Annotated in this window: 18 protein-coding genes; 6 read left to right on the top strand and 12 right to left on the bottom strand. The window is 60.9% G+C overall.

What is annotated here, in order from left to right:
* Positions 1-233: 233 nt before the first annotated feature.
* The 3 genes from glnL to NJC38_RS06070 all read left to right on the top strand — a co-directional run bounded on the left by glnL (position 234) and on the right by NJC38_RS06070 (position 4,087).
* A complete protein-coding gene (gene glnL / locus NJC38_RS06080; protein WP_045486316.1) occupies positions 234-1,316 on the top strand; it encodes a nitrogen regulation protein NR(II) in 1,083 nt (360 codons plus the stop codon).
* Positions 1,313-2,749: a nitrogen regulation protein NR(I) gene (gene ntrC / locus NJC38_RS06075; RefSeq protein ID WP_045486313.1), complete on the top strand. Its 1,437-nt coding sequence runs from the start codon at positions 1,313-1,315 to the stop codon at positions 2,747-2,749. The genes glnL and ntrC overlap by 4 nt, the downstream gene beginning before the upstream one ends.
* 129 nt (positions 2,750-2,878) lie before the next feature.
* Complete coding sequence (locus NJC38_RS06070; protein WP_253112132.1) at positions 2,879-4,087, top strand: hypothetical protein; 1,209 nt, start codon at positions 2,879-2,881, stop codon at positions 4,085-4,087.
* Here the strand turns inward: NJC38_RS06070 and mgrA are convergent.
* From mgrA to NJC38_RS06050, 4 genes are all read right to left on the bottom strand, one after another.
* Positions 4,053-5,090: an L-glyceraldehyde 3-phosphate reductase gene (gene mgrA, locus NJC38_RS06065; protein ID WP_045486311.1), complete on the bottom strand. Its 1,038-nt coding sequence runs from the start codon at positions 5,088-5,090 to the stop codon at positions 4,053-4,055. The two genes, NJC38_RS06070 and mgrA, sit on opposite strands and share 35 nt — an antisense overlap.
* Before the next feature lie 104 nt (positions 5,091-5,194).
* Positions 5,195-6,130, bottom strand: a complete 936-nt coding sequence (locus NJC38_RS06060) for a sulfonate ABC transporter substrate-binding protein (RefSeq protein WP_253112130.1) — start codon at positions 6,128-6,130, stop codon at positions 5,195-5,197.
* A 12-nt stretch (positions 6,131-6,142) separates the two neighbouring features.
* Complete coding sequence (locus NJC38_RS06055) at positions 6,143-7,471, bottom strand: LLM class flavin-dependent oxidoreductase (RefSeq protein WP_253112128.1); 1,329 nt, start codon at positions 7,469-7,471, stop codon at positions 6,143-6,145.
* A 160-nt stretch (positions 7,472-7,631) separates the two neighbouring features.
* Positions 7,632-9,962, bottom strand: coding sequence for a TonB-dependent receptor (locus NJC38_RS06050; protein WP_253112127.1), 2,331 nt, complete (start codon positions 9,960-9,962; stop codon positions 7,632-7,634).
* 163 nt (positions 9,963-10,125) lie between these two features.
* On the opposite strand from NJC38_RS06050, the gene NJC38_RS06045 reads away from it, so the two are divergent.
* Both NJC38_RS06045 and NJC38_RS06040 read left to right on the top strand, forming a co-directional pair.
* Positions 10,126-11,172 carry a LacI family DNA-binding transcriptional regulator gene (locus NJC38_RS06045; RefSeq protein ID WP_253112125.1) on the top strand — a complete coding sequence of 349 codons (1,047 nt, stop codon included), beginning with the start codon at positions 10,126-10,128 and terminating at the stop codon, positions 11,170-11,172.
* Between the two features lie 51 nt (positions 11,173-11,223).
* On the top strand, positions 11,224-11,961 hold the full coding sequence (locus NJC38_RS06040; protein WP_253112123.1) for an SDR family oxidoreductase: 738 nt from the start codon (positions 11,224-11,226) through the stop codon (positions 11,959-11,961).
* Between the two features lie 536 nt (positions 11,962-12,497).
* On the opposite strand, the gene NJC38_RS06035 is transcribed toward NJC38_RS06040, so the two are convergent.
* Both NJC38_RS06035 and gbcB read right to left on the bottom strand, forming a co-directional pair.
* Positions 12,498-13,520: an IS110 family transposase gene (locus tag NJC38_RS06035; protein WP_253112121.1), complete on the bottom strand. Its 1,023-nt coding sequence runs from the start codon at positions 13,518-13,520 to the stop codon at positions 12,498-12,500.
* Positions 13,521-13,681: 161 nt separating this feature from the next.
* The gene (gene gbcB / locus NJC38_RS06030) at positions 13,682-14,782 is read right to left on the bottom strand and encodes a glycine-betaine demethylase subunit GbcB (protein WP_045486294.1); all 1,101 of its coding nucleotides are present in this window, start codon (positions 14,780-14,782) and stop codon (positions 13,682-13,684) included.
* Between the two features lie 334 nt (positions 14,783-15,116).
* Between gbcB and gbcA the strand changes: the two genes are divergently transcribed.
* A complete protein-coding gene (gbcA, locus tag NJC38_RS06025; protein WP_045486291.1) occupies positions 15,117-16,415 on the top strand; it encodes a glycine-betaine demethylase subunit GbcA in 1,299 nt (432 codons plus the stop codon).
* Positions 16,416-17,362: 947 nt separating this feature from the next.
* Here the strand turns inward: gbcA and NJC38_RS06020 are convergent.
* The 6 genes from NJC38_RS06020 to NJC38_RS05995 form a co-directional block, all read right to left on the bottom strand.
* A complete protein-coding gene (locus tag NJC38_RS06020; protein WP_253112119.1) occupies positions 17,363-18,157 on the bottom strand; it encodes an electron transfer flavoprotein subunit beta in 795 nt (264 codons plus the stop codon).
* Positions 18,147-19,367 (bottom strand): electron transfer flavoprotein subunit alpha/FixB family protein, encoded by a 1,221-nt coding sequence (locus NJC38_RS06015; protein WP_253112117.1) that lies wholly within the window; start codon positions 19,365-19,367, stop codon positions 18,147-18,149. The genes NJC38_RS06020 and NJC38_RS06015 overlap by 11 nt, the downstream gene beginning before the upstream one ends.
* Positions 19,367-21,322, bottom strand: coding sequence for a dimethylglycine demethylation protein DgcB (dgcB, locus tag NJC38_RS06010; RefSeq protein WP_253112115.1), 1,956 nt, complete (start codon positions 21,320-21,322; stop codon positions 19,367-19,369). The genes NJC38_RS06015 and dgcB overlap by 1 nt, the downstream gene beginning before the upstream one ends.
* A 128-nt stretch (positions 21,323-21,450) precedes the next feature.
* The gene (dgcA, locus tag NJC38_RS06005; RefSeq protein ID WP_253112114.1) at positions 21,451-23,511 is read right to left on the bottom strand and encodes a dimethylglycine demethylation protein DgcA; all 2,061 of its coding nucleotides are present in this window, start codon (positions 23,509-23,511) and stop codon (positions 21,451-21,453) included.
* 116 nt (positions 23,512-23,627) lie between these two features.
* Positions 23,628-24,158 (bottom strand): 4-vinyl reductase, encoded by a 531-nt coding sequence (locus NJC38_RS06000; protein ID WP_045486277.1) that lies wholly within the window; start codon positions 24,156-24,158, stop codon positions 23,628-23,630.
* An 81-nt stretch (positions 24,159-24,239) separates the two neighbouring features.
* Entirely contained in the window at positions 24,240-25,217 is a 978-nt protein-coding gene (locus NJC38_RS05995; RefSeq protein WP_045486274.1) for a dipeptidase, read from the bottom strand.
* Positions 25,218-25,412 lie beyond the last annotated feature (195 nt).

The raw sequence follows: 25,412 nt of genomic DNA, 5'->3' as shown, positions 1-25,412 counted from the left end.
GCCCCGATTCGGGTCAACTTTGCGTCTGACATGTCGCTGCCCGACAACCAAAGCACAATAAATGCCCGGTTTTAAGGGGGCTGACGCTTCTTTTCGGAGCCTTGGTTTGGTTCTTGCAACCTTAGCCGGCATAGCACACGGTCAGCCGTGTCCCATCGTCGGGCACGCACTGGCCAATTATCCCGGCGCCATGGCCCGCGAATGCAAAGTGGCAAAAGAGGTCATCAGGATTCATGACTATCAGCGACGCGCTGCACCGATTGTTACTGGACAATCTGACCACTGCGACCATCCTGCTCAACGCCGAACTGCGCCTTGAGTACATGAACCCCGCCGCAGAAATGCTGTTGGCGATCAGCGGCCAGCGCAACCATGGGCAGTTCATCAGCGAGCTGTTCACCGAATCGGCCGAGGCCCTGAGCTCGCTGCGCCAGGCGGTGGAACAGGCGCACCCGTTCACCAAACGCGAAGCCATGCTCACCGCACTGACCGGCCAGACCCTGACCGTCGACTATGCCGTGACGCCGATCCTCAACAACGGCCAGACCCTGCTGTTGCTGGAGGTTCACCCTCGCGACCGGCTACTGCGCATCACCAAGGAAGAAGCCCAGTTGTCCAAGCAGGAAACCACCAAAATGCTGGTGCGCGGCCTGGCTCACGAGATCAAGAATCCGTTGGGCGGCATACGCGGTGCGGCGCAGTTGCTGGCCCGCGAACTGCCTGAAGAAAGCCTCAAGGACTACACCAACGTCATCATCGAAGAGGCCGACCGGCTGCGTAATCTGGTCGACCGCATGCTCGGTTCCAACAAGTTGCCGGCGCTGGCCTCGACCAATATCCATGAAGTGCTGGAGCGTGTCTGCAGCCTGGTCGAAGCCGAAAGTCAGGGGCGCATCACTTTGGTGCGTGACTATGACCCGAGCATTCCCGATGTATTGATCGATCGCGAGCAGATGATCCAGGCAGTGCTCAATATCGTGCGTAACGCCATGCAGGCAATTGGCAGCCAGAACGAGCTGCGCCTTGGGCGTATCACCTTGCGCAGCCGGACCATCCGCCAGTTCACCATCGGCCATGTGCGTCACCGCCTGGTGAGCAAGGTCGAGATCACCGACAACGGTCCGGGCATTCCGGCCGAACTCCAGGAAACCATTTTCTATCCAATGGTCAGTGGCCGCCCCGACGGTACCGGGCTGGGCCTGGCCATTACCCAGACCATCATTAGCCAGCACCAGGGCCTGATCGAGTGTGAAAGCCATCCCGGCCATACCACCTTCTCGATCTTTCTGCCGCTGGAACAAGGAGCCGCCTCGTGAGCCGTAGCGAAACTGTCTGGATCGTAGATGACGATCGTTCCATCCGCTGGGTACTGGAAAAGGCCCTGCAACAGGAAGGCATGACCACGCAGAGCTTCGACAGCGCCGATGGCGTGATCAGCCGCCTGGCCCGCCAGCAGCCGGATGTGATCATTTCCGATATCCGCATGCCCGGTACCAGTGGCCTGGACCTGCTGGCGCGGATTCGCGAGCAGAATCCACGCCTGCCAGTGATCATCATGACCGCGCATTCGGACCTCGACAGCGCCGTGGCGTCCTATCAGGGCGGCGCCTTCGAATACTTGCCCAAGCCGTTCGATGTCGATGAAGCCGTATCACTGGTCAAGCGTGCCAACCAGCACGCCCAGGAACAGCAAGGCCTGGAAGCTCCGCCGGTCATGGCCCGCACCCCGGAAATCATCGGCGAAGCGCCGGCGATGCAAGAGGTGTTTCGCGCCATCGGTCGTCTGAGCCACTCCAATATCACCGTGTTGATCAACGGTGAGTCCGGTACCGGTAAAGAGCTGGTCGCGCATGCCCTGCATCGTCACAGCCCACGTGCCGTCGCGCCGTTCATTGCGCTGAACATGGCGGCGATCCCCAAGGACTTGATGGAATCGGAGCTGTTCGGCCATGAAAAAGGCGCGTTTACCGGCGCCGCCAACCTGCGCCGCGGACGCTTCGAACAAGCCGATGGCGGTACCTTGTTTCTCGACGAGATCGGCGACATGCCGGCCGACACCCAGACACGCCTGTTGCGCGTACTGGCCGACGGCGAGTTCTACCGGGTCGGTGGCCACACCCCGGTCAAGGTCGATGTACGGATCATCGCCGCGACCCACCAGAACCTTGAAGGTCTGGTGCATGCCGGCAAGTTCCGCGAAGACTTGTTCCACCGCCTGAACGTGATCCGCATTCACATCCCACGGCTGTCGGACCGTCGCGAAGACATCCCGACCCTGGCCCGCCATTTCCTCAGCCGCGCCGCCCAGGAGCTGGCGGTAGAGCCCAAGCTGCTCAAGGCCGAGACCGAGGAATACCTCAAGCATCTGCCGTGGCAGGGTAACGTGCGGCAACTGGAGAATACCTGCCGCTGGATCACCGTCATGGCGTCTGGCCGTGAGGTGCACATCAGCGACCTGCCGCCTGAACTGCTTAGCGTGCCGCAGGATGCAGGCCCGATCACCAACTGGGAACAGGCGCTGCGCCAGTGGGCCGATCAGGCGTTGTCACGTGGCCAGTCGAGCCTGCTCGACAGCGCGGTGCCATCCTTTGAACGGATCATGATCGAAACCGCCCTCAAGCACACCGCCGGTCGTCGTCGTGATGCCGCCGTGCTGCTCGGTTGGGGTCGCAATACCCTGACGCGCAAGATCAAGGAACTGGGCATGAAGGTCGATGGCGGCGACGAAGACGAGGCCGAAGACAACTGACGAAAGGGCAGGCCCGCCCGCCAAGGGCTGCACGGCCTGCTGTCATTTCTATCAGTTTACGCCCCTGCCGTTCGCTGATTAGCTCCGGAAAACGGCCTTGCATGGCAAGGCCAGAAGGAGCTTATCGCGATGGACCCACGCCCTCTTACTGGCAACCGCCCGCCGCTGTGCGGCCTGCCGTCACGGTCATCCATTGGCTGCCCTAACCGCATCGTCGACTATCAGCTCGCTGAAATGGCGGTGCTGCTGCGCAGCGGCGAACTGACTGCCGAACAGTTGACCATTGCCAGCCTGGCACGCCTTTACCGGTTCGAAGAATCGCTCAAAGGCTATGGCGACAACAGCCTTTCGGTGCATATCGATGCGCAGCAGGCGCTGACCCGCGCGCGCCTGGCCGATCAATGGCTGAGCAACGCCGATGACCCTCGCGGCCCTGCGCCACTGCTGTGCGGCATCGTGCTGGGCATCAGCGAGTCACTGGTGGCCGTGGCGCGTAATGGCCGGCCCTGGAAACTTGAAGACTCGCCGCTGGTTGCCCGGCTGTATGACCAGGGCGCGATTTTACTCGGCCCGCTGCGCGGCTCGATATGCCCAGGTGGCACGCAGAGCGGGTTGAGCGCCATCGCCCCGGTCGCCAGGCTGTGCGCTGCGGCGCTGGCGCAAACCGCCGATGACGCCTTCATGATGCCCAGTGCCGCTCATGCGGCCAGCGGCATCAAACCGTCGCTGGGTCTGGCCATGGGCTGGGACGTGCCCGGCACTGTCGCACGCAGCGTGCGCGATGCAGCGCTGGTGCTGGCAGCGCTCAGCGAAACCGGTGCAGCGCAAACCGCGCCCGTGCGATGGCCGGTGACAGCCCGGTCAGGCTACAGACCGCTGCTCAGTACCCGCATTGGCGTAACGCCGCCGAGGGCAGCGGACGCGCCGCAAAGCTGGCAGGTTCTGGAGCGGTTTCGCGAGCAACTGGCGCGCCTGGGAGCGCGATTGATCGAACTTCCCGATGCACCGCCATGCCCGCCGCAAGGCTGGGAAAGCAACCTGCGCGATCAACGCCTGGACTTCATGCTGGTGATGTCCTCAGCATCGTCCGGGCCTGACAGGCTACCCCATGTGCCGGGCTGGCCGATGGTCACGTTCCCCATCGGCCAGAGCAGCAGCGGTGCCAGCATCAATGCAGCGTTCTGCGGCCCGCACCTGTCGGACGCCAGGCTTATCCAGACGGCCCTGGACTTTCAGGCGTGCTATCCGCACTACCATGACAGCGCCCCGCCGCTGCGGATCGGCTCACTGAGGCTCGCCAACGTTACTGCGCCAAAGAAGGCCTGGCCCACAAATTGATACCGCCCTCCACGGCAAAGCGATCAATCTCGGCCAGTTCCTCGGCACTGAACGCCAGGTTGTTCAAGGCGGCAACGTTTTCGACGATCTGCTCGGGCCGGCTGGCGCCGATCAACGCCGAGGTCACCCGTGGGTCACGCAGGGTCCAGGCCAGCGCCATCTGTGCCAGGCTCTGACCACGCTGCCGGGCGATCGCGTTGAGTTTGCGTACATGCTCAAGGTTCTGCTCCGACAGATGCTCGGCCTTCAATGAACCACCGCCGGGACGATTGACCCGGGCATCTTGCGGCACGCCATTGAGGTACTTGTCCGACAGCAGGCCCTGGGCCAGCGCAGTAAAGACAATCACGCCCGCGCCCAGCTCATCGGTGGCATCAAGCAGGTCTTTCTCCACCCAGCGATTGAGCAGGTTATAAGCCGGCTGATGAATCAGCAGCGGCACATTCCACTGTTTGAGCAGCGCGGCGATTTCCCGGGTTTTACTGCCCGAGTAAGACGAGATGCCGATGTACAGCGCCTTGCCTTGCTGCACGGCGGTGGCCAGTGCGCCAGCGGTTTCTTCCAGCGGCGTGTCGGGGTCGAAGCGGTGCGAATAGAAGATGTCGACATAATCGACACCCAGCCGTTGCAGGCTTTGATCGAGGCTGGCCAGCACGTACTTGCGCGACCCGCCGCCCTGACCATAAGGACCTGGCCACATGTCCCAACCGGCCTTGGTGGAGATGATCAGCTCGTCGCGATAAGCCTTGAAGTCTTCACGCAGCAAACGGCCGAAATTGACCTCGGCGCTGCCATAGGGCGGGCCGTAATTATTGGCCAGGTCGAAGTGGGTAATGCCCAGGTCGAAGGCAGTGCGTAGCATGGCGCGCTGGGTATCGATCGGCGTGGCGTCACCGAAGTTGTGCCACAGCCCCAGCGACAGCGCCGGCAGCAACAAGCCACTGCGCCCGGTGCGACGATAGAGCATGTCGTTGTAGCGGTTTTCGGCAGCGATATAGGTCATGCGGATTTCCTTGAATAATTCGGTGTTTTCGTCGCCGTAAGCCCGGCCGGGCGGTGGCCCGCTTTAGCCGGGAAGCCTTCGCTGCTAAAGCAGCTCCTACGGGATCAATGGCTGTGCCAGACCGCCTTGCTGACATCGATTTTCCTGGGCAGCAGACGGTTATCGTAGAACAGGTCCGCAGTCACCTGCTGCGCCTTGATGATCTCAGGGGTAATCGGCAGGCTCGGCGAGACCGGACGGTGGTCGATGTACAGAGCGATCACCTCGGCCGGCAGGCCCATGCTGCGGGTCAGGATCTCGATGCTCTGCTCGCGCTGGCTGCGGGTCAGGTCATCGGCAGCCGTCAGCTCATCCAGCACCTGCTGGACAAACGCCGGATGCTGCTGAGCAAACCCGCGTCGGGCAGTGTAGACCGGACCGGACAAGCCCAGCCCCGTACCGTCGGCCAATAGCCGGCTATGCCCTTCAACCAGCGCGATGGAGTAGTACGGGTCCCAGATCGCCCAGGCATCGACGCTGCCATTTTCAAAGGCCGCCCGGGCATCGGCCGGGCTCAGATAGATCGGCTGGATATCCTTGAACGTCAATCCGGCCTTGAGCAAGGCGCGCAGCACCAGATTGTTGGCGCTGGAGCCTTTCTGCAAGGCGACCTTGCGGCCCTTGAGGTCCTCGATTTTCTGCAAGGCGCTGTCCTTGCGCACCAGAATCACCTCGGCTTGTGGCTTGGCCGGCTCGGCGCCGACATACACCAGATCCGCCCCGGCGACCTGGGCGAAGATCGGCGGAATATCACCCGTGGAGGCGATGTCCAGGCTGCCGACATTCAACGCTTCAAGCATCTGCGGCCCGGCCGGAAACTCGACCCACTTGATCTGCGTCTTGGCAAAGCGCTTCTCCAGCAATTGATGCTCTTTGGCCAGGACCAGCGGAATCGAGCCTTTCTGAAAGCCGATCCGCAACGTCTCCGGGTCAGCGGCAACGGCCATATTGATCAAGCCGCAAAAGGCCAGAGCGGCGCTGAGCAATGCCAGTGGTTTCATCGGTAATAGACCTCATTCAAATCGGTTGGCGGGCCGTTGCAGCCCCAGATTTTCGCGCAGGGTGGTGCCTTCATATTCGGTGCGGAACAGGCCACGGCGTTGCAGCTCCGGCACCAGCAGCCGGGCAACATCTTCCAGCCCGCCGGGCAGATGCGGCACCAGCACGTTGAAGCCATCGGCCGCACCGTTTTCAAACCAGTTCTGCAGCTCATCGGCAATCTGTTCAGGTGTGCCGATCAGGCTGTAATGCCCACGACCACCGGCAATCCGTCGCCCCAGTTGCGCCAGGTTCAGGTTTTCCCGGGCAGCCAGCTCAGTCAGCAATTGCTGGCGGCTGCGCTGACCGCTGTCGGTCAGCGGCAGTTCCGGCAGTGGCCCGTCCAGTGGATAACCGGACAGATCGAAATTACCCAGCATGCGGCCCAATAACGCCACGCCCACCTGCGGCTCGACCAGTTCCTGAAACGACTCGAACTTTGCCTTGGCGGCTTGCTCAGTCTCGGCCACTACAATCAGCACACCGGGCATGATCTTCAGCGAATCCTGACTGCGCCCATACGCTGCCAGCCGCCCCTTGAGGTCGGCATAGAAGGCTTGAGCACTGGCCAGCGAAGTTTGCGCGGTGAACACCACTTCAGCGGTGCGCGCCGCCAGGTCACGGCCCACTTCCGAAGAGCCGGCCTGTACCACCACCGGCTGCCCCTGTGGTGAACGCGCCACGTTCAGCGGCCCCTTGACCCGAAAGTGCTCGCCCTGGTGATCCAGCACATGCAGCCTGGCCGGGTCGTAGTACTCACCGCTGGCCTTGTCACGAGTAAAAGCATCATCGCCCCAACTGTCCCACAAGCCGGTCACCACCTGGTGAAACTCCTGTGCCCGGCTGTAGCGGTCGGCGTGACCGACATGCTCATCCAGACCGAAGTTCTGCGCTTCGGCCGCCGCGTCGGAGGTCACCAGATTCCAGCCGGCACGCCCGCCGGACAGGTGATCGAGCGAGGCAAACTTGCGCGCCACGTGGTACGGCTCGTTATAGGTGGTGGTCGCCGTGGCGATCAGGCCGATATGCTCGGTCACCGCGCTGAGCGCCGACAGCAGGGTCAGCGGCTCGAAGTGATCCGAGCGTGCCATGCGGCTGGCGATATCGCCGGTCGCTGCTGCCACGCTGTCGGCCACGAACAGCGCATCGAAACGTGCCGCCTCGGCCACCTGGGCCAGATGCCGGTAGTGCTTGATATCCAGCCCCGCGTTGGCGGGGACATCCGGGTGACGCCAGGCCGCAACGTGGTGCCCGGTGGCCATCAGGAAAGCGCCCAGTTTCAGTTGGCGGGCAGGCTTGTTCATCTATACGACTCCTTGGTGTTGAGGGTTGTCGCACGCAATAGGGTTGTAGAGGTAAACACAGGCTGCGAACACAAGGCCCGTAGGAGCGGCTTCAGCCGCGAAGCTTTAGCCTCGAGTCTTCGCCGCTAAAGCGGCTCCTACAGAAAACCGTGCAGCACTGTCAGAAGTCTTTACGCAGTTGCACGCCAAAGTAGCGCTCATCGTCACGCGGAACGGCGCGGTAGATGTAGTTGCCGCCGGTGGCCAGCATCGGCGAATACGACTTGTCGGCCAGGTTTTTGCCCAGCAGCGCTACGCGCCAGCCAGCGTTGTAGTCGGCCAGGGCCACGCTGGCGTTCCAGATGCCGTAGGCGCCCTGCTTGGTGTCGATGTTCTGGCTGATGTCGTACTGCACTTCGCTCTGCCAGGCGTAATCGGTGCTCAGCTCGATATCCAGACCGTTGTCCAGCGGGATGCTGTAGTCGGCACGGACATAGCTTTTCCAGTCCGGGCTGTACGGCAGGGTCTTGCCATCGACGTTGCACGAGGCGGCGGCGCCGGCCGGGCAGGCAAAGGTGTCGATGCGCGCCTTGGTGTAGGCCAGGGCACCGGAGAGTTTGAACTGCGAGGTCACCTGCAGCGCATAGTCGAGTTCGACGCCCTCAGTCTTCACGCTACCGGCGTTGATCAGCCGGGTCACCACCTGGCCGGCGACGCTGTCGAAGAAGTTCGCCTGATAGTTGTCGTAGTCGCTGTGGAACACCGCCAGGTTGGTGGTCAGGCGGTTATTCCAGGCGCTGGCCTTGATGCCCACTTCCCAGGTGTTGGAGGTCTCCGGCTTGAGCGCGTCAGTGTCACGTGGCTGCATGTTGAAGAACACGTTGTACGCCGGGCCTTTGTAGCCACGCGAGTAGGTCACGTAGCTGGTCACCGTATCGCTCAGGTCGTACTGCAGGCCCAGGCGGCCAGATTTGCCGTCTTCGTCCACGCTACCCGAACTGCTGGTGGCCGGCTGGATACCGCTGACCGTGACCGCCGAGGTCGAAACCCGCCGGTGATCGTATTCGAGCTTGTCGTGGGTCCAGCGCAGGCCGGCAATGGCGCGCAGATCCGGGGTCAGATTGAAGGTGCTTTCACCGAACACCGAATAACTCTGGTTGGTGGTGCTGTAGTCGGCGATACCACGGTCGCGGCTGGTCGGGGTGATCAGTGTGCGCTGGTAGGTTTCGTCACTCTTGCCGTACATGTAGAACAGACCGCCGACGTATTCGACGAACTCGCCTTTGGGCGAAGCAAGACGCAGCTCCTGAGAGTACTGGTTGTAGTCGAGCTGACCTTTGTCTTCAGTGCCGGCAAAGGCGCTGGTGATCGCCCCGAGGCGGTCGCCGTCCTGGTACTGGGTGTTATCCCAGCCGCGCCAGGCGGTGATCGATGTCAGGGTGAAGTCGCCCAGTTGCCAGTCCAGCTGGCCAGACAAACCCTTGTTCACATCATCGACATGGCTGCGGTAATCGCTGAGCACATCACGGTTGTCGCTGTCGGCACGTACCGGCGCCAGCGCCGCGCCAAACGCCGGGGTCAGCGCTTTGCTGACCACCCCGTTGGGCGCGTCGTCATGGGCCTGCTGGTAATCACCGATCAGGGTGAACGTGATGTCGTCGTTAGGGGTGAACTCCAGCTTGCCGCGAATGCCTTTACGGTTGTAGCCGTTGACTTCCTGGCCGTTGAGTTTGTTATCCACATTGCCGTCATAGCTGCCGAACAGGGTGGTCAGCGAGCCTTTGAGGGTGTCGGGAATCAGGCTGCCGCCAATCCCGAAGCGGGTCCGGCTTTCATTGCCGGTGTACCACGACTGGTCGATGTAGCCATGGGTCTCGGCGCTCGGCGCCTTGCTCACCACGTTCAGTACACCGGCCGAAGCGTTCTTGCCAAACAGCGTACCCTGCGGGCCGCGCAGCACTTCGATGCGCTCCAGGTCGAGCAGGTCCAGGGTCGCCTGGCCCGGACGCCCAAGCACCACACCGTCGATCACCGTGGCCACGGTCGGCTCGACACCCGGCGAGGTGGAGATGGTGCCCACGCCACGAATGAACAACGAGGTGTCCTTGTTCGAAGCACCGGTGCGGAAATTCAGGGTCGGCACCTGTTGCACCAGGCTGGCCACACCATTGCGGTTGTCGCGCTCCAGTTGCTCGCCCTCGACCACCGAGACCGCCACCGGGACTTTCTGTAGCGACTCTTCACGGCGCGTGGCGGTGACCGTCACGGCGTTGAGCACCGGTGCATCGCTGGCATTCTGGCCAGTCTCGGCCAGGGCCGCACCGGGCGCCAGTGGCAGGCTCGCCAGGCCCAGCAGCAACCAGGCGCAACGGCCTGCACGTCGGCTATTCGGCTGAGCGCCAGCATGATGAATGGCCTGCGCCAGAAGAGTGTGTTGCGTACCGCCCCCAAGTGTTGTCTGCATCTGTGTGCCTGCTTTAAATGTGCCGAACCTCGCCAATGCCCCACGCATCGACCGCTGATTGTCTGCTAACTTGATTCGGCATTCGCGGCAGCGAGTAGCAGACAAACCATGACGTTAGCGCTAACATCACAAGTATCAGAAATTGGCACATAGAGCGTCCAATACTGAAAAATTACTTTTATATATCGTTAAGTTTTATAAGCCTTCGAGCATGACGGAAAAATCCAGCGCAACACGCAAGCGCCGTAACGCCGGCCGGGTGACCCTGAGTACGGTGGCCAAACAGGTCGGGGTTTCAGCGATCACCATCTCGCGCTACTTCAACCAGCCCGAGCAAGTCTCGCCAGACCTGCGCGAGCGCATCGCCGCCGTGGTCAACGAACTGGGCTATGTACCCAATCTGGTCGCCGGCGGCCTGGCCTCGGCGCGCAGTAAAGTGGTCGCGATGGTTATCCCCAATATCTCCGGGCCGATCTTTGCCAATACCATTCAGGGCTTCAGCGACACCCTGAGCCAGCACGGTTTTCAACTGCTGTTGGCGTCCAGTTACTTCTCTGCCGAGCAGGAAGAAAGCGCCGTGCGCGCGTTTCTCGGCTGGTCACCGGCAGCATTGGTATTGACCAGTCATTTCCATACCCCGACCACCGAGAAGATGATCGAGCAGGCCGACATGCCGGTGATCGAGACCTGGGACTACCGCCCGGAGCGCGGCCCGATCCAGATCGGATTTTCCCATTACCAAGTGGGCGTCAGCGCTACCCGCCATCTGCACGCCAAGGGCTACCGGCGCATCGCCTTCGTGCTCAACAGCATGGCCGGCGACTTCAGCGCACTGGAGCGCCGCGACGGTTACGCCGCAACGTTACAGGCCCTGGGCCTGGAGCCCTGGGTGTTCACCCCGCAAGCGGGGCTGACCCCGTTCGAAGCCGGCAAACAGGCCATGCACGCACTGATGAACAGCCCCACCCGCCCTGATGCGATCGTGTTTGCCAACGACAACCTGGCCGCCGGCGGGCTGCTGGCCGGGCAACGGGCCGGCCTGAGAATTCCACAAGACTGCGCGGTGATGGGCTTTGGCGACTATGCGTTCGCCGAGATGCTGCTGCCCAGCCTGAGCACCATCAAGCCCCCGGCGCTGGAGATCGGCGTACTGGCCGCGCAACGGGTTTTACAAAGCCTGGGGGTGTTGCCGGTGAGCGGGGATATCCAGCGGTTGAACCTGCTCGATTGCCAACTGATAGAACGAGAGAGCACTTAAACCGCCTAAGATGGGTTGATGTTTCTTAGTTTGCCAAAGGAGACCTGCCCCATGACCCGCTCTCGAAAAGTCGCGATCATCACCGGTGCATCACGCGGCATCGGCGCCGAAATCGCCCGGCGCCTGGCGGCCGATGGCTTTGCCGTGGTGATCAACTACGCCAGCAGCGCCGATGAAGCCGATACCCTGGTGGAACAACTGATCGGCGAAGGCCGTGACGCCATCGCGATCAAGGCCGATGTGTCCAGCGTCAGCGATGTGCGGCGGTTGTTCGACGCCACTGAACACCATTTGGGCAAGGTCGATGTGCTGATCAACAATGCCGGTATCCTCAAGACGATGGCCTTGGCCGAAACCAGTGACGAACTGTTTGAACAGACCTTCGCCATCAATACCCGTGGCGTGTTCAACACCCTGCGTGAAGCCAGCAAGCGCCTGAACGACGGTGGACGGATCATCAATTTCTCGACCACCGCTCTGGCCCTGAACCTGCCGGGTTACGCCATCTACAACGCCAGCAAGGCTGCCGTGGAAGCCATGACGCCAGTGTTTGCCAAGGAGCTGCGCGGACGCAACATTACGGTCAACAGCGTCGCTCCCGGCCCGGTGGCTACCGAGCTGTTTCTGGCCGGCAAGACAGAGGAACAGATTCAGCATTTCGCCAGCCTGCCGCCGCTGCAACGGCTCGGCCAGCCAGAGGATATCGCCAGTGTGGTGGCCTTTCTGGCCGGGCCGGACTCGGGATGGGTCAATGGGCAGGTATTGCGCGCCAATGGTGGCTTGGCCTGAGCCGTGCTGCCGGGTGGCGAACACGCAACCCCGTAGGAGCAGCTTTAGCTGCGAAAGGCTTCGCAGCTAAAGCTGCTCCTACGGGAGGGCCTTGTAAATCAGCGATTTGTAATTTGTTTGATGAGAGCGGCTTTAGCCGCAGTGCTGTTCAATTAGGCGCTGCATACCTTTGTGGGAGCTAGCTTGCTAGCGAAGACGGCAGCACATTCACAGCAGATGTAGTGTGTTTACTGGCCTCTTCGTCGGAGTGCCGCCCAGACCAAGGTCGCTCCCACTGGGGCATCAAGCACTTAAGTGAATGTATGGTCAGCCCATCTCCTGCAACCACAATCGATTAACGGTAAAACATGCTTGCGCCAATGTATCCGGGCTCATTCTGGACAGTCAGACTGTCCGGCCCTTGATGAGTAGTCGCCACCCAACCGTCCTTAAAACAGTATCAGTCTTGATGACTTGTTCACTTACCAGGTTCTCGGTCAGGCCATGAGCTGTTTATCGTCATCATCGATAGCGTCGCAAAAGCCGGTCTATTTCAGTTAATTCAGTACAGCGTTGTAGCTTGCGCCTCGTGCAAGCACGGCCCATACGATGCGTGCCAGCTTATTCGCCAGCGCGCACACCACCTTGTTGGGGTGTTTTCGCGTAAGCAGCTCTCTTGCCCAGCTCCCCAACTCATCATCTCGCTGGTTGATCCTCATGAGTACCGATCGCGAGCCTTGTACCAGCAGCGTGCGTAGATACTTGTTGCCGCGCTTGCTGATATTCAACAGTACGGTTTTCCCACCAGTGGAAAACTGTCTCGGAACCAGGCCCAGCGACGCTGCAAAGTCCCGAGAACTCTTGAAACCAGAGGCGTCGCCGACCTCGGCCAGTACCGCGCTGGCGATAACAGGGCCAATACCCGGAATGGTTTGCAGTCGAGTGCCAGCGTCATCTCGCGCCAGCTCTTGCTTGATCTCCAGATCAATCGCCTTGATCTCGGTGTTCAGCCGACGGATTTCTGCCAGCAACTGCTCCATCATGCGTCGGAACTGTAGAGGCAAATCATGGCTGGAGTCGTCAAGCAGCTCAGGCAGAGTGGTGAGTGCCGCCTTGGTGGCCGGTAGAGCGATCCCGAACTCCAACAGAAAGGCGTGAATCCGGTTGGTAGTCTCGGTGCGCTGGCCTACCAGCGCCTCCCGTAGACGATGACGCACTGAAAGAATCTGCTGTTCGACTGTCTTGACTGAAACGTAGTGCGTCCGGGGCCTTGAAGCGGACTCACAAATTGCCTCGGCATCAATAAAGTCATTCTTGTTGCCAGTGACGTAGGGCTTCACATGTTGTGGCGCGATCAACTTCACCTGATGCCCCAACAAAGCGATCTTCCGAGCTAGCCAATGTGAGCCGCCGCAGGACTCCATCGCCACTGTGCAAGGGGCGAGCTTGGCCACAAACTGCAGCAATCTGGTGCGATTGAACTGCTTGCGTAGCACTTGGTGCCCAGACGCATTTTGGCCCACAAGATGGAAATTTCGCTTACCAATATCGATGCCTAGCAAGGCCACAACGGTATCCATGATCAATCTCCACAATTAAAGTGAGCCCCCCCGAGAGTGTAGATTTCGGGGGGCTCAGAATTGGGCTGACCATCTCATTACAGTATTGGCTTTAGCCGCGAAGAGCATCGCGGCTTTCGCGGCTGAAGCCGCTCCTACGTCGGCCTGCGCGCAAGGCGCAATCAGTATTCGATGCGCACGTCGGTTTTCGGAATGCTGCAGCACGACAGGATGTAACCTTCGGCTTCGTCATCTTCGGTGATGCCGCCGTTGTGCTCCATCTCCACTTCGCCGCTAAGCTTCATGACCTTGCAGGTTCCGCAGATGCCCATGCCGCAGGCTTTGGGGATCATCAGGCCCAGCTTGGAAGCCGCCGCGTGCACGGTTTCGCCCGGTGCAATACGAATGCTCTTGCCGGTGTCGGTGAACTCCACCTGATGCAGGTCAGCGGTGTCCACATCAGCCGCTTCAGCCGCGTGCTCGGCGTTTTCGACCGCGTCGGCCTTGGCTTCGGGCGGCGTCGCACCAAACGACTCCTCATGGTACTGGGCCATGTTGAAGCCATTGTCCTGCAGCATGCGCTTGACCGCACTCATGTACGGCGTCGGGCCGCAGCAGAACACCTCGCGGTCGCGGAAGTCCGGCGCCATCATTTCCAGCATTTTGATGTTCAGGTAGCCGCGATAGCCGGCCCATGGCTCGCCCAGGCCATATTTTTCACAGATCAGGTGCAGGTCGAAGTTCTCGATCCGCGCCGCCATGTGTTCCAGCTCACGGTGATAGATAATGTCTTTCGGCGAGCGGGCGCTGTGCACGAACACCATGTCGACGTTGGCGTTGGTGTCGTAGTACCAGCGCGCCATGGACATGACCGGGGTGATCCCTACACCGCCGCTGAGGTAAAGAATCTTGGGGTTCGGGAAATCGATGGCGTTGAACAGCCCGACCGGGCCATGCACCGCCAATTCCTGGCCTTCATGCAGTGTGTCATGCAGGAAGTTGGAGACCTTGCCGCCAGGCACGCGCTTGACGGTAATCGAGAAGCTGTAAGGCACTGAGGGGGCACTGGAGATGGTGTACGAGCGCATCACCGGCTGGCCTTCGATCTCCAGCTCAAGCGTGACGAACTGCCCCGGCTTGAAAAAGAACATGATCGGCTGGTCGGCCATGAAGCAGAACGTACGGACATCCCAGGTTTCCTGAATGACCTTGACGACGCGCACAAGGTGACGACCGTTGGCCCATGTCTGGGTGTTGACCGGGTTAAGGAAGTTTTGGGACATGCTCGATCTCCACGGCCGACTGTCGGCCTTCTTATGGAACGGATTCTGCTCAAGCCCCCGTCCGGCCATTTACCTATCAGCGACATTGACGTACTTACCGCGACCAGCCCCATAGGGCATGGAGTTGCCAGTCGGGAACGGATTCGGCCATGTCGTGCATGGATAAGGATCAAGCCTCGTGTATCTCCACACTCGCCGCTAAATCGTTACGCGATGCTCGTAAGCCAAAACGAACCAAAACGGGCGCCTGAAAAACCCGCCCTGCGTGCCAACAAGAACCGTATTAGCCACATTATTTTCGCGGCCGCCCGAGGCGGTCATGAGGAACCACACGATGGACGTCACTGCAAACCTGAGCCTGGGCGACCCGCTTGAAGCCGCACGCAAGGCAACTGCCGAGATGCTGCAGACCCGCGAACGCACCTATTCTCTGCCGCAACCGTTCTACAACGATGAGCGCCTGTTCGAAATCGACATGCAGGAGATCTTCCAGAAGGAATGGCTGATCGCCGGCATGACCTGCGAGATTCCGAAAAAGGGCAACTACCTGACCCTGCAGGTCGGTAAAAACCCGGTGCTGGTCGTGCGCGGTCCTGACGACACCATCAATGCGTTCTTCAACGTCTGCCGTCACCGTGGCTCGCGCCTGTGCACCGGTGAAAAAGGCAAGGTCGCCAAGCTGGTCTGCCCTTACCACCAGTGGACCTACGAGCTGGACGGTCGCCTGCTGTACGCTGGCAGCGAGATGGGCGATGACTTCGACATGAAGAAATTCAGCCTCAAGCCGATCAAGGTCAAAACCGCCGGCGGCTACATCTTCATCAGCCTGGCAGAAAACCCGCCAGCCATCGACGAGTTCCTGGCCACACTGCACCACTACATGGAACCGTACGACATGGAAAACACCAAGGTGGCGGTGCAGACCACCTTGATGGAAAAAGCCAACTGGAAGCTGGTTCTGGAAAATAACCGCGAGTGCTACCACTGCAGCGGCTCGCACCCTGAACTGCTCAACACCCTGCTGGAATGGGATGACACCAACGACCCGCGCGCCAGCCAGGAATTCAAGGACCACGTGGCAGAGTCCGCTGCCAAGTGGGAAGCCGAGAAGATCCCTTACCTGCACGCCGGTTTCGGCCTGCGTAACCGTATCGTGCGCATGCCGCTGCTCAAGGGCACCGTGTCCATGACCATGGACGGCAAGCAAGGCAGCAAGAAGCTGATGGGCCGCATCCAGAACCCTGACCTGGGCTCGATGCGCATCCTGCACCTGCCGCACTCCTGGAACCACTGCATGGGCGATCACATCATCGTCTTCACCGTGTGGCCGATCAGCGCTCAGGAAACCATGGTCACCACCAAGTGGCTGGTGCACAAGGACGCTGTGGAAGGTGTCGACTACGACGTGGCACGCCTGCGCGAAGTCTGGGACGCCACCAACGACCAGGACCGTCGCCTGGCCGAAGAGAACCAGCGCGGCATCAACTCTATCGCCTACCAGCCAGGCCCGTACTCCAAAACCTACGAGTTCGGCGTGGTCAACTTCATCGACTGGTACAGCGCCCGCATGCTGGCCAACCTGGGTGCCGAGCCTGCGCCTTACCTGAAAGAAGTGAAGATCCAGAGCAACTGACCAGCGCCTGGCCTGACAAGCCCGCCTCTGTAACCGGAGGCGGGCTTTTTTGTGGGTTGTGGATAGAACGCCCCCCCATTGCAAGCGTGGCACGCATGCTCAAAAAATGACCAACCTCTACTGCAGCCCGTAGCTACGGCAGCCCTGACTATCCACAAACAACTTATCCACCGCACAACCCACAGTAAAAGTGGACAAGCCTGAGATCGAGCGGCAAAACCAGACAGAAATCCGTAGCTTAGCCATTGGGCAGGCTCCCGAAACGAAGTGATCATTTTTTGATCTACTTGCCACAAGGCCCGCCACATAAGGCACCTGAAGGTTCTCGAACATCTTATCCACAGAGAGACCAACAGACTTTGGGGGCAACTATCGGTTTTGATATGCCTCAGCTGTGGAAAACCCACCGGCACCCGCTATCCATGGGGTGGCAGTATTTCGCAAGCCTGCCCCAAAGCACCTGATCATTTACTGAACAACTGCCCGCAACCCTTTATTTACATGGCCTTCAAGGTTGAGCAAACAACTTGTCCACAGAGGCGCTAACAGAGATTGTGGGCAACTGTAGGCAAGCTGGCCTCTCCTTGGGTTTTATCCACACTGGGACATCTGAAGAATCAAAGCCTCCACTGTTCAAAAATCGAACAAAACTCTACACACCTTTAAAACCGGGCATCTCAGGCAGTAGCGAACAACTTATTCACAGGCCCGCGCACAGAGATTGTGCGTAAGCGGGGGGGCAGCGCCCGGAATGCGGTCTTCGCAGCTGGAGTGTGGTCTTCGCAGCTAAAGCTGCTCCTACAGGGCCGCTCAGGTCAGGATATTTATACTGCCTGGGGATAAAAAGATTCGCGGCTAAAGCCCTCCTTGCACCTGGATCTCCGGTCCTGTGCAAGAACAGCTTTAGCCGCGAAAGAGGACAACCTGTGCGGTGGATAAAACGGGGCTTAACGCAGCACCCCCTCCTCCACCAGAAGCTTGAGAATCGCCTCGGCGCCTTCCTGGGCGCTGACGCCTTTGAGTACTTTACCGCCGCCACCGCTGGCCTTGGCGGTCGCCGCCTTCATGCGGTCGGCGCCGCTCTTGGCCTTGATCACTTTCAAGCGCTTGGGCCGTGGTTTGGCCGGTTGCAGGCTGTCGCTGCCGAGTACCTCATCGCTGACCACCTCAACCTGCTCCACACCCAGTACACCGCGACGCGCCGGCCCGAAGGCCGTCTGGCGTGGCGTGGGGCCGGCGTTATCCACAGTGGCGAGAAACGGCAGGCGCACTTTCAGGCGCCGCCGCTGACCACGTGGCAGGGCTTGCAGGACGATGGCCACGCCGTTGTCCAGTGACTCGACCTCAGCCAGGCCCACCACCAGCGGCCAGCCCAGCCGTTCGGCCAACAGGAACGGCAGCATGCCCGACCCTTCGCCGGTTTCAGCCTGCGTGCCGGTCAGCACGATCTGTACATTGCAGTCGCGGATATATTCCGTCAGGGCCGGCAGCGCATCGGCGCCGGCCGGTTGTTCAAGAATCTGTATTTCATCCAGGCCCATGCCCAGATAGGCACGCAGCGCAGGTTCTTCGGGGTTACCGGCGTGCAGCAACTGCAAGTTATCCCCAACCAGCTTGAGGCCCAGCTCGACTGCCCGGGCGTCTTGCTCGGCACGTCGGGCGCGCCCGGAAGTCGGGTGCGAACCCACCGAGACCAGGCTCAGCACCTGCAGCACCGGGTTATTCACAGGCTTAGGCTGCATCGCGTTTACCTCCGTTGCGCCAGGCTTCGACGGCCTCGATGAGGGCTTTGAACACTTCGGTGCTGTCGCCAATTACCGACAGGTCGGCACGCTTGATCATGTCGCAGCCAGGGTCCATGTTGATCGCCACGACCTTGTCGCAAGCGCCAATACCCTGCAAATGCTGGATCGCTCCGGAGATACCCACCGCCACGTAGACCCGTGCAGTGACCCAGGTACCGGTTGCACCGACCTGACGGTCGCGGGCCATGAAGCCGTTATCCACAGCCACCCGCGACGCGCCTTCGGTGGCGCCCAGCACAGCGGCAGTTTTGTGGAACAGCTCCCAGTCCTGTACCCCGTTGCCGCCGGAGAAGATGAACTCCGACTCGGCCATCGGAATGGCGCCGGGGTCGACCGCCACCGAACCCAGGTCTTCGATACGTGCCAGGCTGCGTACCACCTCTGTGGACAACTGCACCGGGGTCGCTTCGTGACGGGTTTCGCTGACCGGGTCGGCACATTCGGCGGCAGCCAGAATCAGCCGCGCCAGTGGCCGCACCAGATCTTCGCGGCCAGCACCGGCGCGCCCGCTGCACTGCCCGTCCTTGATCTGCCAGACCCGCGTGGCCGGGCGCTCGCCCAGGCTTGCAGCAAAGCGCCGGCCCAGTTCACCACCACCGGTGCGGCTGTCAGGCAGCAGCCAGTGACGTGGGTCGAACTGGTTATCCACAGCCCGCAGGCCCTGGACCCGTTGCTCTGGCGAGTACCCTGCAAAAGCGTCGCCTTCGATGACCAGCAGGCGGTCCACGCCAGCGGTGTCGAATGCGCTTTCCTTGTGCTCACCAAACACCACGGCCAGTACCGCACCGTCCTGACCGGCCAACTGGCGAGCCAGCCCCAGCAGGTCACGGTCGTGGCTGCTCAGGCGGCCACCGACCATGTCCGGCACCACGGTGATGTAGAACGCTGGCGCGGCAACGACATGCAACGGCAGTTGGACTTCCACGGCAGCGCTGCGCTTGGCCGAACCGCCCTGCTGGGCACCGGTGCGGTCAATCCGTTTGATGCCGTTGGGGCCGATGAAGCCGATGCCGTGCACGTTCTTGCGGATCAGCCCGTGGGGGCCCATCCAGCGATCCTGGACCGGCTGCATGGCCGCGTGCAGCGGGTGCAGGCGGTTACGGGCGATCCACTCGGCGCGCGGGTCGCGGCGGATAATGTCGCTCATCAGTGCACCTCCGCAGGTTCACGTTTGGCCGGGGCTGCCTGACGGGCCGGGGCAGCAGCGTCGTTTTCGAGCAGCGCGTCAGCCACCAGCTCGGCAATGTCCTTGATCAACGGCCGTGGCTCGACCACGCCTTCGAGCATCGCGGTACATTGTGGGCAGCCCACCGCCACCACTTCAGCGCCCGTCTCGCGGATGTCTTGCATGCGCATGTCAGGAATCCGCTGCTTGCCCGGGATGTCAGTGATCGGCGCACCGCCGCCACCGCCGCAGCAACGTGAACGGAAGCCCGAGCGTTCCATTTCCTTGACCTCGATGCCCAGCGCCCGCAGTACATCACGCGGTGCCTGGTACTCGCCGTTGTAGCGGCCCAGGTAGCAAGGGTCGTGATACGTCACGCTGCCACCTTTGTGCTGGTCGAGGTTCAGCGCGCCGGCCTGGACCAGTTCGGCAATGAAGGTGCTGTGATGCTGGACCTGATACTCGCCACCAAAGGCGCCGTATTCGTTTTTCAACACATGGAAGCTGTGCGGGTCGCAGGTCACGATACGGGCAAACTTGTAGCGCGACAGGGTCTGGATATTGCGTTTGGCCAGGCTCTGGAACGTTGCTTCATCCCCCAGACGACGGGCCACGTCACCGCTGTCACGCTCTTCCAGCCCCAGCACCGCGAAGTCCACGCCAGCAGCCTTGAGGACCTTGACGAAGGCCCGCAGGGTGCGCTGGTTACGCATGTCGAAGGCACCGTCACCGACCCAGAACAGCACATCGGCCGACTTCTTGTCGCTGAGCAGGTTGAGGTTGAGGTCCGCCGCCCAGTTCAGACGACCACCAGGGTTGAAACCACCCGGGTTATCGGTCGCGATCAGGTTGTCGAGTACCTCGGCGCCCTTGTTCGGGGTCGCGCCCTTTTCCAGCGTCAGGTGACGACGCATGTCGACGATGGCGTCGACGTGCTCGATCATCATCGGGCATTCTTCGACGCACGCACGGCAGGTGGTGCACGACCACAGCGTTTCGGCGTCCACCAGACCATTGACGATCGGCTGGTGCGGATTACCGCTGTGCTCACCGACCGGTTTGCCAGGGTAAGGGCTACCGGCAAATTTGGCATCGCTGCCGCCGGCCAGGCCGACGACCATGTCCTGGATCAGTTTCTTGGGGTTCAGTGGCTGGCCGGCAGCAAATGCAGGGCACATCGCCTCGCACTTGCCGCACTGCACGCAGGCATCGAAACCCAGCAGTTGGTTCCAGGTGAAGTCTTTGGGCTTTTCGACGCCCAGTGGCGCTTGCGGGTCTTCCAGATCCAGCGGTTTCAAACCTGTGGAGCGACCGCCACCGAAACGCTCGGCGCGGCGGTGCCAAGCCAAGTGCAGAGCACCGGCGAAGGCGTGCTTCATCGGCCCGCCCCAGGTCATGCCGAAGAACAGCTCACTCACACCCCACAGCACGCCCAGGGCCAGAACCCCGGCCAGCAGCCAGCCACCAAAGTCGGCCGGCAGGATGCCTGCCACCGGCAGGGTGAGCAGGAAGAAGCTCGCCGAGAACGCCAGCAGGCTCTTGGGCAGGCGCATCCACGGGCCTTTGGAGAGGCGTGAAGGCGGGTTCAGGCGACGACGGAAGACGAAGATTGCGCCGACGAACATCACCGCCGTCATCAGTAGCAGCGCGTAACCGAGAATCTTGTTATGCAGGCCAAAACCATGCACCAGAATCGCCAGCACGATCGAAGCCACTGCACCACCGGCAGTGGCAACGTGAGTGTTGGCGATGTATTTGTCGCGGGCGACCACATGGTGCAAGTCGACCATGTAGCGTTTGGGCATGGCGAACAGGCCGCCGACCAGATCGACTTTCGAGGCCCGGCCGTTACGCCACATTTTGACCCGCCGCAAGGCGCCCAGGACCGCAAGGCCCAGGGCGGCAAACAGCAGGATGGGGAGAATAGTATTCAGCATGATGGCTCCTGGCGAACTCATCGAAACGCAGCGAAGTGCGTAGGAGCGGCTTGAGCCGCGAAAATTTGCCAGGCGTCACCAATGCAGCGCCCGCATTCGCGGCTGAAGCCGCTCCTACACCATGGCTGTCAGAAGTCTTTGCAGAGTCGAAGACCGTCGTAGATCGCCGCATGGGTGTTACGCTGCGCCACGCAGTCGCCGATCCGGTACAGCAGGTAACCGTCGCCCGGCTGGCTCAACTCTGGCTGGGGAGCGATGGCGAACAGGGCTTCGATGTCGATCTGGCCCTTGTTGCGCGATCCTTCCTTCAGCGCGTAGTAGATCTCTTCGTCAGGACGCACGCCGTTTTCCACCACCACCTGGTCGACGACCCGCTCTTCCTTGGCACCGGTGTACTCGTTCTCCAGCACGGCAATCAGCTTGTCGCCTTCGCGGTAGACTTTCTCCAGCATCATGTCGCCAGTCATGATGACTTCTTTCGGATACATGCTGCGGTAGTAGGTCGGGAAGGTCGTACCGCCCATCGCGACGCCCGGCTTGATATCGTCGGTGACAATCTCGACCTGCGAGCCCTTGTCGGCCAGGAAGTCGGCCACCGACATACCGGTGAATTCACAGATGGTGTCGTAGACCAGCACGTTCTTGCCCGGTGCAACCTTGCCGTCCAGCACATCCCAGCTGCTGACCACCAGGCCCTCAGCCGCGCCCCAGTGTTCGTTCTGCTCCATGAATGGATGGCCGCCGACGGCCAGCACCACGATGTCCGGGCGCAGGTCCATGATGGTCGCGGCATCGGCCGCAGTGCCCAGCCGCAGGTCAACTTTCAGACGCGCCAGCTCCAGCTGATACCAACGGGTGATACCGGCGATCTGGTCACGTTGCGGCGCCTTGGAGGCCGTGGTGATCTGGCCGCCAATCGCGTCTTTTTTCTCGAACAGGGTCACGTCGTGGCCGCGCTCGGCAGACACCCGCGCCGCTTCCATACCGGCCGGGCCGGCGCCGACGATGACCACCTTGCGTTTCGGCCCGGCGGACTTCTCGATGATGTGCGGCACGCCCATGTACTCACGGGACGTCGCGGCGTTCTGGATGCACAGTACATCCAGGCCCTGATACTGACGGTCGATGCAGTAGTTGGCACCAACGCACTGCTTGATCTGGTCGACCTGGCCCATCTTGATCTTGGCGATCAGGTGCGGGTCGGCGATGTGTGCACGGGTCATGCCGACCATGTCGACGTAACCGCCTTCCAGAATGCGCGTGGCCTGGTTCGGGTCCTTGATGTTTTGCGCGTGCAGCACCGGCGCCTTGACCACTTCCTTGATGCCGGCGGCCAGGTGCAGGAACGGCTCCGGTGGATAACTCATGTTCGGAATGACGTTGGCCAGGGTGTTGTGAGTGTCACAACCCGAGCCGATCACGCCGAAGAAGTCCAGCAGGCCGGTATCGTCGTAATACTTGGCGATCTGCTTCATGTCGTCATGCGACAGGCCATCGGGGTGGAATTCATCACCACAGATACGCATGCCCACGCAGAAGTCACGGCCGACTTCGGCACGTACGGCTTTAAGCACTTCCATGCCGAAGCGCATGCGGTTTTCGAAGCTGCCGCCCCACTCGTCAGTACGCTTGTTGACCCGCGGGCTCCAGAACTGGTCGATCATGTGCTGGTGCACCGCCGACAGTTCGACGCCATCGAGGCCGCCTTCTTTGGCCCGGCGCGCAGCCTGGGCGTAGTTACCGATGATCCGCCAGATTTCTTCCGGCTCGATGGTCTTGCAGGTCGCACGGTGCACCGGCTCGCGGATACCCGACGGCGACATCAGGGTCGGCCAGTGATCACCGTCCCAACGGGAACGACGACCCATGTGGGTAATCTGGATCATGATCTTGGCGCCATGCTTGTGCATGGCGTCAGCGAGGTTCTGGAAATGCGGAATGATCCGGTCAGTCGCCAGGTTGACCGACTTCCACCAGCTCTGCGGGCTATCAATAGCCACCACAGACGAACCGCCACAGATCGCCAGGCCGATACCGCCCTTGGCTTTCTCTTCGTAATACTTCACGTAACGCTCAGTGGTCATACCGCCGTCGGTGGCATACACCTCTGCGTGTGCAGTACTCAGAACACGGTTACGGATGGTCAGTTTGCCGATCTGAATCGGCTGGAACATCGCTTCAAAAGCCATTTCCAAAACTCCTCAAGGCGAAAACAGGCTGCTGCGCTCGGTCGCTTGTTGCGTAGCCAGACTTGCCGGCCACGCCTTGCCAGAGCTTCACTCGCGCTGTTTTCTGACGGCGCTATTTAAAGTGGTTTGACGACAAACAGACCGTCATCGTGGCCCTCTTCGGAGCCTCCGTAGACCTGCTCGGCCACGGTGCGGATCGAGCTGCCACGGGCAGCCAGGATCTGATCCATGGCGCCAGCGAACCAGCCGGTGAACATGTAGTCGACCTTGCGACCGACCTTGCCGTACACGTACACGAACGCCGAGTGCTCAAGCGTGATACTGGCGGTGCCTTTGTCCAGGTCGATGTCCTGAATCTTGAACAGGCCCCAGCCACGCTGCGACAGACGCTTCATGTAGTGCTCGTAGACCGCAACGCCTTCCAGACCATGGCACTCGGCTTCTTTCTCGCACCAGTGCCAGGCAGACTTGTAGCCGGCCTTGTAGAGCACTTCGGCATAAGCTTCGGCGCCCAGCACTTCTTCGATGCCGATGTGGTTGTTGACGAAGAAATGACGAGGTACGTACAGCATCGGCAGGGCGTCGGACGTCCAGACGCCGGTTTCGCTGTCGACTTCGATTGGCAATTGCGGGGCGATTTTGGCCATGGAAACTTAACTCCAGAAAAATTCTTGTGATTGGGCAAGCCTTCAGGCTTGCCGGAATTGAGCGGGGTGTGGCTAGCGGCGTTACTCGCCCCAGACATCCTTGAGGACGCGCACCCAGTTCTCGCCCATGATCTTGCGTACCACCTGCTCGGAATGGCCGCGCTTGAGCAGCGTCTCGGTCAGGTTCGGGAACTCGCCCACGGTGCGGATGCCCAGCGGGTTGATGATCTTGCCGAAGTTGGTCAAGCGACGGGCGTAGCCCTTGTCATGGGTCAGGTATTCGAAGAATTCCTTGCCATGGCCCTGGGTGAAGTCGGTGCCGATGCCGATGGCGTCTTCGCCAACGATGTTCATGGTGTATTCGATGGCTTCGGCGTAATCGTCGATGGTCGAGTCGATGCCTTTGGCCAGGAACGGCGCAAACATGGTGACGCCCACGAAACCGCCGTGATCGGCGATGAATTTGAGTTCTTCATCGGACTTGTTGCGCGGGTGCTCTTTCAGGCCTGAAGGCAGGCAGTGGGAATAGCAGACCGGCTTCTTGGATTCGAGGATGACTTCCTCGCTGGTCTTGGAGCCCACGTGGGACAGGTCGCACATGACGCCGACACGGTTCATCTCGGCAACGATCTCGCGACCGAAGCCCGACAGGCCGCCGTCGCGCTCATAACAACCGGTGCCCACCAGGTTCTGGGTGTTGTAGCACATCTGCACGATGCCAACCCCGAGCTTTTTGAAGATCTCGACATAGCCGATCTGGTCTTCATAGGCATGGGCGTTCTGAAAGCCGAACAGGATGCCGGTTTTGCCCAGCTCCTTGGCCTTGTAGATGTCGGCGGTGGTGTTGACCGGCATGACCAGATCGCTGTTTTCGCGCATCAGTTTCATGCTGGAGGTGATGCTGTTGACAGTCGCCTGAAAGCCTTCCCACACCGACACGGTACAGTTGGCCATGGTCAGACCGCCTTTGCGCATGTCTTCAAACAGCTCGCGATTCCACTTGGCGATGATCAGACCGTCAATAACGATGCTGTCGGCGTGAAGTTCTGCTGGGCTCATCAGGCGGTCCCCTTTATAAGACTCTTGCGCACCGAATCGGTTGTCGGCGCGTTATGGGGCCAGCATATGCCTGAGGCTCAGGGGAGCCGGATGTAAAAACGACAGGGGAATTGCCGAAAGCGTCAAGCTGCGACAAAGCGTCCCTCATCTGCGCAGAGGCGCCAGCCAAACCTGTTCTTTGTCATGCGCTTGAGC

This window comes from Pseudomonas sp. 21LCFQ010 (assembly GCF_024129905.1).
GTDB lineage: Bacteria > Pseudomonadota > Gammaproteobacteria > Pseudomonadales > Pseudomonadaceae > Aquipseudomonas.
The sequence above is the reverse complement of the archived record's forward strand: the minus strand, read 5'-3'. Positions and strand labels throughout refer to the sequence as shown.